Genomic DNA, 14,156 nt, shown 5'->3' with positions numbered 1-14,156 from the left:
CTTCGGGGTCAGAGCTTGGAGGCGACCAGGTTGACCAGGTCGGCGAGGCGGTTGGAGTAGCCCCACTCGTTGTCGTACCAGCCGACGACCTTGATCTGGTTGCCGATGACCTTGGTCAGCGGCGCGTCGTAGATGCAGGACGCCGGGTCGGTGACGATGTCGGTCGACACGATCGGGTCCTCGTTGTAGCGCAGGTAGCCCTTGAGCGCGCCCTCGGCGGCGGCCTTGTAGGCGGCGTTGACCTCGTCCACGGTGGTCTCGCGGCCGACGGTGACGGTGAGGTCGGTGGCCGAGCCGGTGGGGGTCGGCACGCGCAGCGCGTAGCCGTCCAGCTTGCCGTTGAGCTCCGGCAGGACCAGGCCGATCGCCTTCGCGGCACCGGTGCTGGTGGGCACGATGTTCAGCGCGGCGGCCCGGGCGCGGCGCAGGTCCTTGTGCGGCGCGTCCTGGAGGTTCTGGTCCTGGGTGTAGGCGTGGATCGTGGTCATCAGACCGCGCTCGATGGTGAACGCGTCGTGCAGCACCTTGGCCAGCGGGGCGAGGCAGTTGGTGGTGCAGGAGGCGTTCGAGATGACCGTCTGCGAGCCGTCGTACTGGCTGTCGTTGGCGCCCAGGACGACGGTCAGGTCCTCGTTCTTGGCGGGGGCGGAGATGATGACCTTCTTCGCGCCGCCCTCGTCGACGTGCTTGCGCGCGACGGTGGCGTCGGTGAAGAAGCCGGTCGACTCGACCACGACGTCCACGCCGAGGTCCTTCCAGGGCAGCTTGCCCGGGTCGCGCTCGGCCAGCGCCTTGATGGTCTTGCCGTCGACCTCGATGCCCTCGTCGGTGACCTTCACGTCGTACGGGAGACGACCGAGGATGCTGTCGTACTTCAGCAGGTGCGCCATCGTGTTGACGTCACCGAGGTCGTTGAAGGCGACGATCTCGATGTCGTGCCCGCCGGCCTGAACGGCGCGCCAGAAGTTGCGACCGATGCGGCCGAAACCGTTGACACCTACGCGAACCGTCACGGTGAGTCTCCTCGATACTCGACTGGCGATGTGCCAGTGGGCGTGCGGATTGACTGTTTCGAGCAGCCGCGAGCCAGCCTAGTCCCCGCACTGCGCCCCTGGTCACGTGGACCACCAGGATCTCTTTATCGAGCAAGAAAATCCAGTGCTACGGTTCAGTAACCGCGACCGTGCGTGACCTTTCCCGCAATCGCCTTGCGCAATGCCGGCACGGTCCGTTCACCGACCCGGCCCCGCGCCGTGACGATCCCGTGAACAACCGACCCGACGACCTCACCCGACAGTCGCAACCCGACCGCCGACCCGCAAGTCCTGGGCGGCGCGCACCCCCGGCCCGTTCCCCGCCCCGACGTGACACAGCCCACAGGTCAGGCCGGCGGTCGAGCGGAGCGGACTCGCACCCGGCGCTCCTCACCCGCGACCCAGGTGCGCACAGCGGTGCACGATCGGACGGATTCCGGCGTGCAGGAGACCGCCGAGGCGTTGACTTGGCGCGTTCCAGCCGAAGGGCGTCCGAACCTCGGCCGTGCCGACGAAGCCGGTCCCGGGGTCGGGCGCGTGCGCCCGGGCGACGCCGGTGAACAGCGCCGCCCCGAGCACCGCGCCGCCGACGACGGCGATGGCCAACGCGGCCAGCCTGCGGTTGGAGTACAAGTCGCACCTCCGGTCAGTGGAGTGATCCCTGTCCGGTGTGTCGGAGTTGATCTTGGTTTCCCGCCGGGCACAAGGACTCCAACGGCCCGGTGAACGTCTTCGGCGAGAGGACCGAAAGACCCTTGCCCCGCCGACGACCCCAGACGTGCGGGTGCGCATGTTGTGCGCACCCGCCGAACGACGTGTGCGCCCAGCACTCCTACCCTGGCTTTCTCGGGGGACACCGACCGCGCCGCCCGGTCGCGCTGTTGTAGCGCTGAAGTAGCGCTAGATTGGCGCTATGGCGACGATCCAGGTGCGAGACGTTCCCGACGAGGTGGCCGAGACCTTCCGCCGGCGCGCGGCGGTGGCCGGCCAGTCACTGCAGGTCTACATGAGGGAGCTTCTCATCAAAACCGCAATCCGCCCGGACAAGGCCGAACTGATGGCCCTCCTCGAACGGGTCATCGCGAACGACCCCGGTCCCGGCATCAGCGACGAGACCATCCGCGAGGCCCGGGAAGAGGTCCGACGTGACTGAGTACGTGGTGGACGCGAGCGCGGCCGTGGATGCGCTGCGCGGGCAGACCGCGGTGGGGGTGGTGCTGCGCAAGCGGATCACCGAGTCGATCTGCCACGCGCCCCACCTGATCGACGCCGAGGTCGGCGACGTGCTCAGGCGGGCCGTCCGACGCAAGGAGGTCACCGAGGAGACCGCGCGGGCCGAACTCGCGGTGCTGGAGGGTCTGATCGACCACCGGTACCCGCACGCCGGCGCCGTTTCCCGCCACGCGTGGGAGTTGCGTGACACGGTCCGGTTCTACGACGCGCTGTACGTCGCCCTCGCGACGGCGCTCGAAGTCCCGCTGCTGACCACGGACGTCAAGCTGTCCAAGGCGCCCGGCCTCACCTGCGCGGTGGAACTGGTCGTCTGACCGCCGGAGTCGGCGGTCAGACCTCGGCCTCCAGCATTTCCGCCGTGACCGCCGACTCCGTGTCCGGCATGCCCAGCTCACGCGCCCGCTTGTCGGCCATCGCGAGCAACCGCCGGATGCGCCCGGCGACGGCGTCCTTGGTCATCTGCGGGTCCGAGAGCTGGCCCAGCTCCTCCAGGGACGCCTGGCGGTGCGCCAGGCGCAGGGCGCCGGCCGCCGCCAGGTGGTCCGGGGCCTCCGGCCCGAGGATCTCCAGGGCGCGCTGCACCCGGGCAGCCGCCGCGACCGCCGCGCGGGCCGAGCGGCGCAGGTTGGCGTCGTCGAAGTTGGCCAGGCGGTTGGCCGTGGCGCGGACCTCGCGGCGCATGCGGCGTTCCTCCCAGGCCAGCACGCTGTCGTGCGCGCCCAGGCGGGTCAGCATCGCGCCGATCGCGTCGCCGTCCCTTATCACCACCCGCTCCGCGCCCCGGACCTCGCGGGACTTCGAGCCGATGCCCATCCGCCGCGCCGCGCCGACCAGCGCCAGAGCGGCTTCCGGACCCGGGCAGGTGACCTCCATCGAGGACGACCGGCCCGGCTCGGTCAGCGACCCGTGCGCCAGGAACGCCCCGCGCCACGCTGCCTCCGCGTCGCACACCCCGCCCGACACCACCGGCGCGGGCAGGCCCCGCACGGGACGGCCGCGCGGGTCCAGCAGGCCGGTCTGGCGGGCCAGGCCCTCGCCGTCCTTGACCACCCGCACCACGAAGCGGGTGCCCTTGCGCAGGCCGCTGGAGGTGATGGTGAAGACGTCGGACTGGTGGCCGAACAGGTCGTGGATCTCCCGGCGCAGCCGGCGCGCGGTCGAGCCGAGGTCCAGCTCGGCCTCCACCACGACCCGCCCGCCGACGATGTGCAGGCCGCCCGCGAACCGCAGCAGCGACGCGACCTCGGCCCGCCGGCAGCACGTCTTGGAGACGGCCAGCCTGCTCAGCTCGTCCTTGACCGCGGACGTCATCGCCACGGCGCATCGCCTCCCCTGGTCTCGCGTTGTTCCACCAGCGTTGTACTCGACGGCTCGCCGGGCCCCGCAGGCAGGCCGTCCAACGCCCGACGAATGCTCAACGCGAGAGCGGCCGGGTCGTGACGGTCGGGTGAACCGGCCTGGGCGATCGGCGACAGGTGCGCCGCGGCCCCCAGAGCTGCGGCGGCGCGCCGCAGGCGGTCCGGCACGGGCACCGCGTCGGCGTCCGCGATGACGGCGTCGACGCGCAGATCCGGGGCGTGCGCGCACAGCACGTCCAGGTGCAGCTCCGGGGAGAACCCGGCGGTTTCCCCCGGTTGGGGGACGAGGTTGAGCACGACGACCTTCTTCGCCGACGTGCGGGTCAGCGCCTCGTGCAGGGACGGCACCAGCAGGTGCGGCAGCACGCTGGTGAACCACGACCCCGGCCCGAGCAGCACGACGTCCGCGTCCAGCACGGCCCGCACCGCCTCCGGGCACCCCTGCGGGGGCTCACCGGGGCCGCCCGGCCCGTGCAGGCGGATGCGCTGCACCCGGCCGGGGGTGGTGGCGACCGCGACCTGGCCGCGGATGCGCCGCACCACGTCGAGGTCCTCGTCCAGCCCGGTGACGTCCGCCTCGATCTCCAGCGGCTCGGTGCACATCGGCAGCACGCGCCCGCGCACGCCCAGGAGCTTGCCCGCCTCGGCCAGCACGGCCACCGGGTCGCCCAGCTGCTCCAGCAGGCCCGCCAGGACCAGGTTGCCGATCGCGTGCCCGGCCAACGCGCCCGTGCCGCCGAAGCGGTGCTGGAACAGCTCCGCCCACAGCGCGCCGGTGCCCTCGGTGTCGGCCAGCGCGACCATCGCCTTGCGCAGGTCGCCCGGCGGGAGCAGGCCCAGTTCGCGGCGCAGCCGACCGGACGACCCGCCGTCGTCGGCGACCGTCACCACCGCGGTCACGTCGTCGGTGATCCGCCGCAGGGCGGTGAGCGTGACGTGCAAGCCACGCCCACCGCCGAGTGCCACTGCCTTCAAGCTCACTCGCGTCCCAGGTCCCGGTGCACGACCTTCACGGCCATGCCGTCCTCGGCGGCCAGCCGCGACGCCAGCTCCTCGGAGATGGCGACGCTGCGGTGCTTGCCGCCCGTGCAGCCCACGGCCAGCGTGAGGTACCGCTTGCCCTCCCGCCGGTAACCGGCGCCGATCAGGCGCAGCAGCTCGTGGTAGCGGTCCAGGAACTCCTCCGCGCCCTCCTGGGTGAGCACGTAGTTGCGCACGTCCCCGTCCAGGCCGGTCTGCTCGCGCAGCTCCGGGATCCAGAACGGGTTGGGCAGGAACCGGACGTCCATGACCAGGTCGGCGTCCATCGGCAGGCCGTACTTGTAGCCGAAGGACAGCACGGTGACGCGGGTCCGGGTGGCCGACTCGCTGCCGAAGGTGTCCTCGATCTTGGCGCGCAGCTGGTGCACCGACAGCGCGGAGGTGTCCAGCACCAGGTCGGCCTCCTCGCGCAGCGGCGTGAGCAGGACGCGCTCGGCCTCGATGCCGTCCTGGAGCCGCCCGTCGGCCTGCAACGGGTGGCCGCGGCGCACCGACTCGAAGCGGCGGATCAGCACGTCGTCGGTGGCCTCCAGGAACAGCACCTTCGGCTTGTAGCCGCGGGCGTCCAGGTCCTTGATGACCGCCGCCAGGTCGTCGGTGAACGCCCTGCTGCGCACGTCCATGACGACCGCGACCCTGGTGATGGCCCCCCGCGCCTGCGCGCCCAGCTCCACCATCGTCGCGATCAGCTCGGGCGGCAGGTTGTCCACCACGAACCAGCCCAGGTCCTCCAGGCACTTCGCGGCGGTGGACCGGCCCGCTCCCGACAGGCCCGTCACCACCGCGACCTCGATGCCGGACTTCTCGCCGGCCTGTGCGCTCACGATTGCTCCCCTTCGGTACCGGCCGCGCTCAACGTCGCGTGCACGGCCTCGGCGGTGCGCCTGCCCACACCAGGCACCCCGCTGATCTCCTCGATGCTCGCCTCACGGAGTTTCTTCAGTGAGCCGAAGTGCTTGAGCAGCGCCGCTTTCCGCGTCTGCCCGAGACCCGGCACGTCGTCCAGTGCCGAGGTCGTCATGCGCTTGGACCGCTTCTGGCGGTGGTAGGCCACGGCGAACCGGTGCGCCTCGTCGCGGACCCGTTGCAGCAGGTAGAGGGCCTCGCTGGTGCGCGGCAGGATCACCGGGTCCGGCTCGCCGGGCACCCACACCTCCTCCAGCCGCTTGGCCAGGCCGACCACGGCCACGTCCGTGATGCCCAGCTCGGCCAGCACGTCACTGGCGGCCTGGGCCTGCGGCGCGCCGCCGTCGACCACGAGCAGGTTGGGCGCGTAGGCGAACTTGCGCGGCTTGCCGGTCTCCGGGTCGATGCCGGGCAGCGGGCCGTCGTCCCTGTTCTCCCGCAGGTACGCCTGGAACCGGCGGCGCACCACCTCGGCGATGGACGCCACGTCCCCCTGGTCGGCCCCCTCACGGACGGCGAAGCGCCGGTACTCCGACTTGCGCGCCAGGCCGTCCTCGAAGACGACCAGCGAGGCCACCACGTCCGTGCCCTGGACGTGGCTGATGTCGGTGCACTCGATGCGCAGCGGCGCGGTGTCCAGCCCGAGGGCCTCCTGGAGCTCCTGCAGGGCCGCGGACCGGGCCGTGAGGTCGCCCGCGCGCTTGAGCTTGTGCTGCTGGAAGGCCTCCTTGGCGTTGCGCTCGACGGTCTCCATCAGCGCCCGCTTGTCCCCGCGCTGCGGCACCCGCAGCACGACCTTCCCGCCGCGCAGGTCGCCCAGCCAGCGCTCCACGGCGGCGACGTCGTCGGGCAGCTCGGGCACCAGCACCTCGCGCGGCACCGGGGCCGACTCGATGCCGCTGGCCTGCGCGGACTCGACCTGCTCGCCGTAGAACTGGGTGACGAACTGGTCCACCAGGTCGGCGACGCCGGCCTCCTCGACCTTGTCCACGACCCACCCGCGCTGCCCGCGCACCCGCCCGCCCCGGACGTGGAAGACCTGGACGGAGACCTCCAGGTCGTCCTGGGCGAAGGCGACCACGTCGGCGTCGGTGCCGTCCCCGAGCACGACGGCCTGCTTCTCAAGGGCGCGCTTGAGGGCGGACAGGTCGTCACGCAGGCGGGCGGCCTTCTCGAACTCCAGCTCCTCGGCGGCGGCGGTCATCTCGCGGTCGAGCTTGCGGACCATCGCGTCGGTCTTGCCGGCCAGGAAGTCGCAGAAGTCCAGGACGATGTCGCGGTGCTCGTCCCGCGTGACCTTGCCGACGCACGGCGCGGAGCACTTGTCGATGTAGCCGAGCAGGCAGGGCCGGCCGATCTGGTTGTGCCGCTTGAACACGCCCGCGGAGCAGGTGCGGGCGGGGAAGACGCGCAGGAGCAGGTCGAGGGTCTCGCGGATGGCCCAGGCGTGGGCGTAGGGGCCGAAGTAGCGGACCCCCTTGCGCCGCGGGCCGCGGTAGACGTGCAGGCGCGGGTAGTCCTCGTTGAGGGTGACGGCGAGCACGGGGTAGGACTTGTCGTCCCGGTAGCGGACGTTGAACCGGGGGTCGAACTCCTTGATCCAGTTGTACTCCAACTGGAGCGCCTCGACCTCGGTGGTGACGACCGTCCACTCGACACCGGCGGCGGTGGTGACCATCTGCCGGGTGCGCGGGTGCAACCCGGCGACGTCGGCGAAGTACGAGTTCAACCGCGACCGCAGGCTCTTGGCCTTGCCGACGTAGATGACGCGCCGGTTGGCGTCGCGGAACTTGTACACGCCAGGGGCGTCGGGGATGGAGCCTGTCGCGGGGCGATAGGTCGACGGATCGGCCACCCGACAAGCCTACGTGCGCCCACCGACACCCAGACGCGCGCCCGACCCCTGTCGAGGGCTACGTGAAGGCGATCCACATCACGACGAGCACGTCCACGCGGCGCTGGTCCCGCAGCAGCAGGTAGGTGATCAACCCGCGGCCGGAGCCGAACGGGAGCTGGTAGAGGCCTCCGGTCGGGTTGGCGGCGTTGACCGGCTCACCGCGCTCGGGCACGAGGGACAGCACTTCGAACGCCTCGGCGAGGGAATCGAGCCCTTCGGGCGGTAGGGCGGCTACCTGGGCGCGCGCTTCCGGGTCGATGTCGAGGTCGTACGCCAACGGTGGACCGCTCCCGGATCGGCTCAGCGGCCGAGTTCGGCCTTGAGATCGTTCCAGGAGACGCTACCGGGCCGGGGCCGGCCGGTGCGCCGGACCTCCGCGATGGCGGCCAGGGTCCGGCGGTGCCCCTCGGGGTCCTGCTCGGTCATCAGGGCCACCCGCCGCCATGCGCGCAGCACGTGGCGCAGTTCGTCGAGGTGCAACGTTTTGCGGGCGGCGACCAGCGCGGCCTCGTAGGCGGCGTCGAAGTCCGGTGCCTCTTCGGGCAGCAGGGCGGCGCGGATGTCTTCGGGCGAGGGGAACTTCTCCGCCGCGACCTCATCGCCCGCCCATTCCGGCGCGGGCTCCAGGCGATCGACATCCGCGCCGCTCACCGTTGACCGGTGCGGCTCGGAAGAGCGCTCGACGGGGGAGGCCATGCCGCCACGATAGCGCCCTCCGTACACGTCTGTGCGCAACCGCGTCCGTCAGGCCAGCACGACCTGGTCGCCCTGCACCTTCACAGCCACCGCCTTCAGGCCCGACGTCGCCGGACCCTTCTTCACCGCGCCGTCGGAGGCGGCGAACTGGCTGCCGTGGTTCGGACAGGTGATCGTGCCACCCGAAGGTGCCCCGACCGTGGTCCCCGCGTGGGGGCAGGCCGCGTCGAAAGCCTTCACGGTCGAACCCGATCGGGTGACGACCAGGCTCTTGCCGCCCGCCTCCACGACGACACCGCCGCCGTCGGGGACCTCGGACAGGGACACGATGCCCTCAGCGGCCGGACCGCCGGTGGTCGTGGGCGCGGAGCCGCCCGTGGTGCCGGGCGCGGTGCCGCCGGTGGTGGCGGTCGGGGTGCTCGCCGTGCCGCACGCGGCCAGGCCGCCGGGTACCGCCAGCGCCACCAGGACTCCGCACAGCATCGAACGGCGGGACAGGCCGGGGTTGTCGGTGGTGGTCAAAACCGGTCCTCCGTGTGGTGGGTCGTCGTCGTTCGGTCTCTACCGCAATACGACACCACGGGACGCCGGGTTCAACGCTGTCGCGAACCTGTCGAGACGCTGTCAAGCGAGCACGACGTCCTGCCCGGTCACCCGGACGGGTACTTCGACCAGCCCCTTCTCCGCCGGACCCGACAGCACCGCGCCCGAGGACGGGTCGAACGTCGACCGGTGGGTCGGGCAGGTGATCACGCCGGCGGTCGGCGGGTTGACCACCGTGCCCTGGTGCGGGCAGGCCGGGTTGAACGCCCGGACCGTCGAACCCGAGCGGACCAGCAGCAACTGGCCGTCCGCGCCCACCGGAACCAGCGCTCCCGACCCGTCGGGCACGTCCGGGAGCCCGGCGACCCGCTCCCCCGCACGGGCGGAGCCGACGCCGGGCCTGCGTGCCGGACCGGTCGACGAGCAGCCGGTCAGGGCGAGCAGACCGCACACCAGCAGTGTTCTGCGTTCCACTCGCCCATCTTCACAAACCGGCCGCTACCGGTCCCCGGCGGTGGCCGTGCGGGCCAGGGCCAGGACCGCGGTGAACGGCGGGAACCAGTGCCGCGAGTGCGACGGCGGGTTCGCCCACCGCAGGGAGCCGTAGCGCGTCATCGTGGGCGGCAGGGCGATGCGCTGCGGCGAGCGGACGAACTGGACCTCGGGCGGCGCCTTGAGGTGCGTGGGCAGCAAGGCGACGAGTTCGGCGAGGAACACCCAGTGCTCCCGCGGTCCGGGTATGACGGTGACGGGCCCGGCCAGCATCCGGGCCTTCAGGTCGGCCAGCACGCGCGAGCCGATCCGCGCGGGCATCGCCAGCGCGGTGGTGGCGGGGCCCAGCGGCAGGAACACGCCCTGTTCGGTGACGGACACCTTCCAGCCCAGCAGCCGGTAACCCGCGATGGCCTCGCCGAGCGCCTGCTGGTGCGCACGGTCGCGGGGCGGCCCGAGACGCGGTGTGGTGTCAGCATTGGTTGACGCGGTCATGCTCATCGTGGAGGTCCCTCCCCGGTCGGGTGGAGCGGGCGGTGACCCGGGGCCGGGGGTCGTCCCGGTCCCGGGCCACCACCGCAGGGTGGGCGCATATACCGCCGGCCACCACACCCCTTCCGGGTCGTCCCCATGCACCGGACGCATCAAGTAGATGCACCTCACGGCCGCACGTGGGTCCGGCACGACGCCCCACCCCGCCTTATGCATGAAATGAATGGACTCTCGATCACATGCCGATAGACTGTCGAGCACGCTCAGTGACGGGAGCGAGCCGATGGAACCGAAAGCTCGAAGAGCATCCAGTACCAGGCGCGCTTGCCCGTTGTGCGGAGCGGTGATCGCCGCCGACAACACAGACCGGCTCTGCCACCGGTGTCGGCGCAATTCGCGTACCGAGCTGTACGGCCCGCCCGAGGTCCCGGCCGACTTCTGGGACCACGAGGTGATGGTCGCCGCCTTCACCGACCGGGACATGGGAGCGGTCCTCGCCGCTTACCGCCGCCACCCGCACCACGTCAGCCGCGTCACCCAGGACCGCATGGCGTCGTGGCTGGGGATCAGCCAGGCGCAGTTGTCGCGGTACGAGACCGGGGACAACCCGATCGACCGGATCGAGAAGCTGCGCCAGTTCGCGCGGGCGCTGCGCATCCCCGGCGACCGGCTGTGGTTCGACCGCGTCGGTGTCCCAAGCCAGGCGGGTCCCGCCGACCACGGCGCCCCGCCCGATGTGCTCGCCGCGGCGTGGGACGCGTCGAGCATTGCCAGATCGGTCGAGGAGACGGCGAGGAGCGACTTGGCGATCAGCAGACGAGCGGCGCTCACCGGAGCAGCCGCGGTGGCGATGGGTCCCGCCCTGGTCGAACCGCTGCAGCGGTGGCTCCACCCCCTCCAGCCCCTGTCCCGGTGGTCGTCGAGCGCGGCGATCAGCGAGGAGGAGCTGTACGCGTTGCAGCACGTCGCGGACGGGCTGCGCGGGTGGGGTGGACGAGGCGGGTACGGGCTGGCGCGCAAGGCGGTGCTGGGGCAGTTGGAGGAACTGGCCGAGCGGCTGTCGCGGGCGCCCGCGGGCCCCACCACGGAACGCGCGTTCTTCATCGGAGCGGAGCTGTCCAAGGTGGCGGCGAGCATGTCGTGGGACGCCGGTATGCACGACGCCGCGCAGCGGTACTACGTGCTCGGCATCCGGATGGCGAAGGCGGGCCGCAACGACCCGTTCGCCGCGCTGTGCCTGGCGGCCATGGCGCGGCAGATGTTCGACCTCGGGCGGCCCGAGGACGGGCTGGAACTGGTGCAGTTGGGCCAGTACGGGACGCGGCGCAGCGCGACGCCGACTTTAGAAGCGCTGCTGCGGACCCGGGAGGCGTGGGCGTACGCGCAGATGGGACAGGTTCGCGAGTTCCACCGCGCGGTGGGCCAGGCGCAGGACAGCTTCGCGCAGCGCAGGCCGGGCGCGGAGCCGTGGTGGCTGGACAGCTTCGACGAGGCGGAGCTGGAGGGCGTGATCGGGGCCAGGATGCGCGACCTGGCCGGTCACGACCCGCGCCAGGCGCCGCAGGCGGAGCAGCACATCCGCCGGGCGTTGTCCCTGCGCGACCCGTCGAGGGTCCGCAACCGGGCGTTCGACGTCATCGGGCTGGCCCGCACGCGCATGGTCGCGGACGAGCCCGAAGAGGCGTGCGCCCTGATCAACGAGGTGCTGCCCACGGCGGCGGGCCTGGCGTCCGGACGGGTCGTGCGCAAGCTGCACGACTTCGCGAAGGAAGCCGAGCGCCACCGCGACCTCCCGGCGGTGCGGGAGACGCGGGACGCCATTCGCGGTGTGCGGACGGCCTGATGCGCGTGGGTATCACCGGGCACAGCAACCTGGTGCCCGAATGCGTCGACGACGTGCGGGCGGCGATCCGCACGGCGTTGGAGGCCGAGGCGGCGGGCGGGTCGTCCCTGGTGGGGGTGACCTGCCTGGCGCCGGGCGCGGACCAACTGTTCGCGCGCGCGGTCCTGGACCTGGGCGGCCGGGTCGAGGTCGTGCTGCCCGCGATGGACTACCGGGACAAGCTCAAACCGGAGCGGCGGGCGGAGTACGACGAGCTGCTGGCCCGGGCGCACGTGGTGAGCGTGCTGCCCAACGAGCTGTCGGGCCGGCACGCGTACGTGATGGCCAACGAGCGGATGCTGGCGTCGGTGGAGCTGCTGATCGCGGTGTGGGACGGCAACCCGCCCGACGGTCGGGGCGGGACGGCCGACGTGGTCGAGACCGCGCGGGCGTCCGGGGTGCCGGTGGTCGTCGTGTGGCCGGAAGGCGCTCGCCGGAAGTCGGGCTAGCCGTCGGACGCGGGTGGTCGACCGTCGTCCGATCTCGCGGCCCGGCGCAGGTCGGCGCGCCAGAACAGGTAGTCGCCGACGAACAACACGACCGTGAACATCGACGCCACCAAGGCGTCCGACCGATCCGGCCAATCCGCGACAACCGAACTGAGCACCGACAACACGCCGAGAGCGAGGATGACGAGCCTGCTCCGACCGATCCTGTCGTGCCGCACCCACCACAGAGGCGACTTCATGGACCACGCCCGTTCCCAGTCAGGTGATACGTCCGGAGGTTAGCAAGATCGGACCCGGGCGCGCGTCCGCGGCGGGCACGGGGACGAGGACCGGAGTTGTCCTCGATCGGTGGGAGACTTCGGCCATGTTGGAGACCTCGGCCCGGCTGCTCAAGCTGTTGTCCCTGCTCCAGGTCCGGCGCGACTGGACGGGGGCGGACCTGGCCGGGCGGCTCGGGGTGGACGTGCGGACGGTGCGGCGCGACGTCGACAAGCTGCGCAGCCTCGGGTACCCGGTCAACTCGGTGCCCGGGGTGTCCGGCGGCTACCAGCTGGGGGCGGGGGCGGAGCTGCCGCCGCTGCTGCTGGACGACGACGAGGCGGTCGCGGTGGCGGTGGGGCTGCGGACGGCCGCGAACGGGACGGTGGCCGGGATCGAGGAGACGTCGGTCCGGGCGCTGGCGAAGCTGGAGCAGGTGCTGCCGTCCCGGCTGCGGCGGCGGGTCAACGCGTTGCAGGAGCACACCGTGTCGCTCACGCCGTCCGTGGCGACCGTCGACTCGCGGACGTTGACGGCCATCGCGGGGGCGTGCCGGGACCACCAGCGGCTGCGGTTCCCCTACGCCGGGCGGGACGGGGAGGCGAGCAAGCGGCACGTCGAGCCGCTGGGGCTCGCCCACACGGGGCGGCGCTGGTACCTGGTGGCGTGGGACGTGGACCGGGCGGACTGGCGGACGTTCCGGGTGGACCGGATCGCCGAGGAGCCGACGCTGGGCGCCCGGTTCGTGCCGAGGGACCCGCCCGACGCGGACCTGGCGTCGTACGTCTCGCGGCAACTGACGGTCGCGCCCTACACCTACCGGGCCGAGCTGATCATGCACGCGCCGATCGAGGAGGTCGAGCGGCGGACGTCCAAGACGTCGGTGCACCTGGAGGCGTTGGCCGGCGGTCGGACGCTGCTGACCGCCGGGTCGCCGTCGCTGGAGGAGCTGGGGTTGTGGATCGGGCTGATCGGCGTGGACTTCGACGTCGTCTCGCCGCCCGAGCTCGCCGAGCACCTGCGGGTGCTCGGCGAGCGCTTCCTCAACGCGGCCGGCGGTGCCCCGGCGACCACCGCCGCCGAGGACCGGACGCGCTGACCCGCCTGCCAGGTGGTGGACGCGGCGCGCCCGGGTGGCCGCCGAAGCGCGTGGGCGGTCACGATTCGCCACGTCGGTCCCCGGCCGGTTACGGCTGTTCCCCCACAGGTGGCCGGTGGCGGCATCCCGGGCATGGCGCCCGATGCCCGGGGCAGCCCCGGGCGGACGCACGAGGACTTCGGGCGTCACCGAGCGCGGGGAGAAGAAGATGAAGGACATCAGGCCGATCGTCGCCGTTGTCGCGACCGTTTTCCTGCTGGCCGCACCGGGTGTGCCGGCATGGGCGTCGGACCGGGGCGCCAACGTCTACCTGTTGAACAAGAAGACCGGCGACTGCATCACGCTCTCCGGTGACGGCGGTCCGGCGACGCTCTTCCCGGCCGCGTGCGGCGAGGAGCACGACCGGCGGCAAGGCTGGAACCTGGTGGAGCAGGGCACCGGTTCCGGCGTCAAGAAGATCAAGGTGCAGAGCACGTACCGGCAGCACCTGTGCATCGGCTACCAGGGACAGCGCGTGCAGCTGACGAGCTGCTTGGGCGGTGAGGACGTGCTGTGGTGGCCGTCCTGGTGCTACGACTCGAAAGCCAAGCTGTACTGCGTGGTTCCCGCCACGAGCCTTCCGGTCGAGGGGAAGGAGCACGGGAACCTGGTCGAGAGGGATCGCCGGTACCAGGCCGTGACCGATCCCGCCGACGGCACGGGCGAGCGGGTGTTCCACTACCTGAAGCGCTGAGGGCGTCCTGGGCCCATGCCGATCACCCGCCCGCTGCCGGGCG

At 72.0% G+C, this 14,156-nt stretch carries 17 protein-coding genes; 6 read left to right on the top strand and 11 right to left on the bottom strand.

Annotated features, from left to right (window positions below):
* Positions 1-8 precede the first annotated feature (8 nt).
* Both gap and ABD126_RS18930 read right to left on the bottom strand, forming a co-directional pair.
* The gene (gene gap / locus ABD126_RS18935; protein WP_309118027.1) at positions 9-1,013 is read right to left on the bottom strand and encodes a type I glyceraldehyde-3-phosphate dehydrogenase; all 1,005 of its coding nucleotides are present in this window, start codon (positions 1,011-1,013) and stop codon (positions 9-11) included.
* 411 nt (positions 1,014-1,424) lie between these two features.
* Positions 1,425-1,667: a hypothetical protein gene (locus ABD126_RS18930; RefSeq protein ID WP_343935188.1), complete on the bottom strand. Its 243-nt coding sequence runs from the start codon at positions 1,665-1,667 to the stop codon at positions 1,425-1,427.
* Positions 1,668-1,947: 280 nt separating this feature from the next.
* On the opposite strand from ABD126_RS18930, the gene ABD126_RS18925 reads away from it, so the two are divergent.
* Positions 1,948-2,187, top strand: a complete 240-nt coding sequence (locus ABD126_RS18925; protein WP_343935187.1) for a FitA-like ribbon-helix-helix domain-containing protein — start codon at positions 1,948-1,950, stop codon at positions 2,185-2,187.
* Positions 2,180-2,581, top strand: a complete 402-nt coding sequence (locus ABD126_RS18920; protein ID WP_343935186.1) for a type II toxin-antitoxin system VapC family toxin — start codon at positions 2,180-2,182, stop codon at positions 2,579-2,581. Before ABD126_RS18925 ends, ABD126_RS18920 begins: the two co-directional genes overlap by 8 nt.
* A 16-nt stretch (positions 2,582-2,597) precedes the next feature.
* Here the strand turns inward: ABD126_RS18920 and whiA are convergent, their stop codons facing one another.
* The 9 genes from whiA to ABD126_RS18875 form a co-directional block, all read right to left on the bottom strand.
* Complete coding sequence (whiA, locus tag ABD126_RS18915; protein WP_121227983.1) at positions 2,598-3,584, bottom strand: DNA-binding protein WhiA; 987 nt, start codon at positions 3,582-3,584, stop codon at positions 2,598-2,600.
* The gene (locus ABD126_RS18910) at positions 3,575-4,600 is read right to left on the bottom strand and encodes a gluconeogenesis factor YvcK family protein (RefSeq protein ID WP_343935185.1); all 1,026 of its coding nucleotides are present in this window, start codon (positions 4,598-4,600) and stop codon (positions 3,575-3,577) included. The genes whiA and ABD126_RS18910 overlap by 10 nt, the downstream gene beginning before the upstream one ends.
* A gap of 2 nt (positions 4,601-4,602) precedes the next feature.
* A complete protein-coding gene (rapZ, locus tag ABD126_RS18905; protein ID WP_380567358.1) occupies positions 4,603-5,460 on the bottom strand; it encodes an RNase adapter RapZ in 858 nt (285 codons plus the stop codon).
* Positions 5,461-5,486: 26 nt separating this feature from the next.
* Positions 5,487-7,427 (bottom strand): excinuclease ABC subunit UvrC, encoded by a 1,941-nt coding sequence (uvrC, locus tag ABD126_RS18900; RefSeq protein ID WP_343935183.1) that lies wholly within the window; start codon positions 7,425-7,427, stop codon positions 5,487-5,489.
* Between the two features lie 58 nt (positions 7,428-7,485).
* Positions 7,486-7,746: a hypothetical protein gene (locus ABD126_RS18895; protein ID WP_343935182.1), complete on the bottom strand. Its 261-nt coding sequence runs from the start codon at positions 7,744-7,746 to the stop codon at positions 7,486-7,488.
* A gap of 23 nt (positions 7,747-7,769) precedes the next feature.
* A complete protein-coding gene (locus tag ABD126_RS18890; RefSeq protein ID WP_343935181.1) occupies positions 7,770-8,165 on the bottom strand; it encodes a DUF6247 family protein in 396 nt (131 codons plus the stop codon).
* 48 nt (positions 8,166-8,213) lie between these two features.
* Positions 8,214-8,687: a Rieske (2Fe-2S) protein gene (locus ABD126_RS18885; RefSeq protein ID WP_343935180.1), complete on the bottom strand. Its 474-nt coding sequence runs from the start codon at positions 8,685-8,687 to the stop codon at positions 8,214-8,216.
* A 102-nt stretch (positions 8,688-8,789) separates the two neighbouring features.
* A complete protein-coding gene (locus tag ABD126_RS18880) occupies positions 8,790-9,182 on the bottom strand; it encodes a Rieske (2Fe-2S) protein (protein WP_343935179.1) in 393 nt (130 codons plus the stop codon).
* Positions 9,183-9,206: 24 nt separating this feature from the next.
* Entirely contained in the window at positions 9,207-9,701 is a 495-nt protein-coding gene (locus tag ABD126_RS18875) for a hypothetical protein (protein ID WP_343935178.1), read from the bottom strand.
* A gap of 334 nt (positions 9,702-10,035) precedes the next feature.
* Between ABD126_RS18875 and ABD126_RS18870 the strand changes: the two genes are divergently transcribed.
* From ABD126_RS18870 to ABD126_RS18855, 4 genes are all read left to right on the top strand, one after another.
* Entirely contained in the window at positions 10,036-11,535 is a 1,500-nt protein-coding gene (locus ABD126_RS18870; protein ID WP_343935177.1) for a helix-turn-helix domain-containing protein, read from the top strand.
* Positions 11,535-12,023 carry a hypothetical protein gene (locus ABD126_RS18865; RefSeq protein ID WP_343935176.1) on the top strand — a complete coding sequence of 163 codons (489 nt, stop codon included), beginning with the start codon at positions 11,535-11,537 and terminating at the stop codon, positions 12,021-12,023. The genes ABD126_RS18870 and ABD126_RS18865 overlap by 1 nt, the downstream gene beginning before the upstream one ends.
* Positions 12,024-12,387: 364 nt before the next feature.
* Positions 12,388-13,380 carry a helix-turn-helix transcriptional regulator gene (locus tag ABD126_RS18860; RefSeq protein WP_343935175.1) on the top strand — a complete coding sequence of 331 codons (993 nt, stop codon included), beginning with the start codon at positions 12,388-12,390 and terminating at the stop codon, positions 13,378-13,380.
* A gap of 208 nt (positions 13,381-13,588) precedes the next feature.
* Positions 13,589-14,113, top strand: a complete 525-nt coding sequence (locus ABD126_RS18855; RefSeq protein WP_343935174.1) for a hypothetical protein — start codon at positions 13,589-13,591, stop codon at positions 14,111-14,113.
* Positions 14,114-14,156 lie beyond the last annotated feature (43 nt).

The organism is Saccharothrix mutabilis subsp. mutabilis, from assembly GCF_039521145.1.
In the GTDB taxonomy this organism is placed as follows: Bacteria; Actinomycetota; Actinomycetes; order Mycobacteriales; family Pseudonocardiaceae; genus Actinosynnema; species Actinosynnema mutabilis.
This window is presented reverse-complemented; position numbering and strand designations above follow the sequence as displayed.

What these genes read in the sequence shown, in the direction of transcription:
- ABD126_RS18925 (WP_343935187.1), top strand. Translation starts at nt 1,948, where the DNA reads ATGGCGACGATCCAGGTGCGAGACGTTCCCGACGAGGTGGCCGAGACC.
- ABD126_RS18890 (WP_343935181.1), bottom strand. Translation starts at nt 8,165, where the DNA reads ATGGCCTCCCCCGTCGAGCGCTCTTCCGAGCCGCACCGGTCAACGGTG.
- ABD126_RS18875 (WP_343935178.1), bottom strand. Translation starts at nt 9,701, where the DNA reads ATGAGCATGACCGCGTCAACCAATGCTGACACCACACCGCGTCTCGGG.
- ABD126_RS18865 (WP_343935176.1), top strand. Translation starts at nt 11,535, where the DNA reads ATGCGCGTGGGTATCACCGGGCACAGCAACCTGGTGCCCGAATGCGTC.
- ABD126_RS18860 (WP_343935175.1), top strand. Translation starts at nt 12,388, where the DNA reads ATGTTGGAGACCTCGGCCCGGCTGCTCAAGCTGTTGTCCCTGCTCCAG.
- ABD126_RS18855 (WP_343935174.1), top strand. Translation starts at nt 13,589, where the DNA reads ATGAAGGACATCAGGCCGATCGTCGCCGTTGTCGCGACCGTTTTCCTG.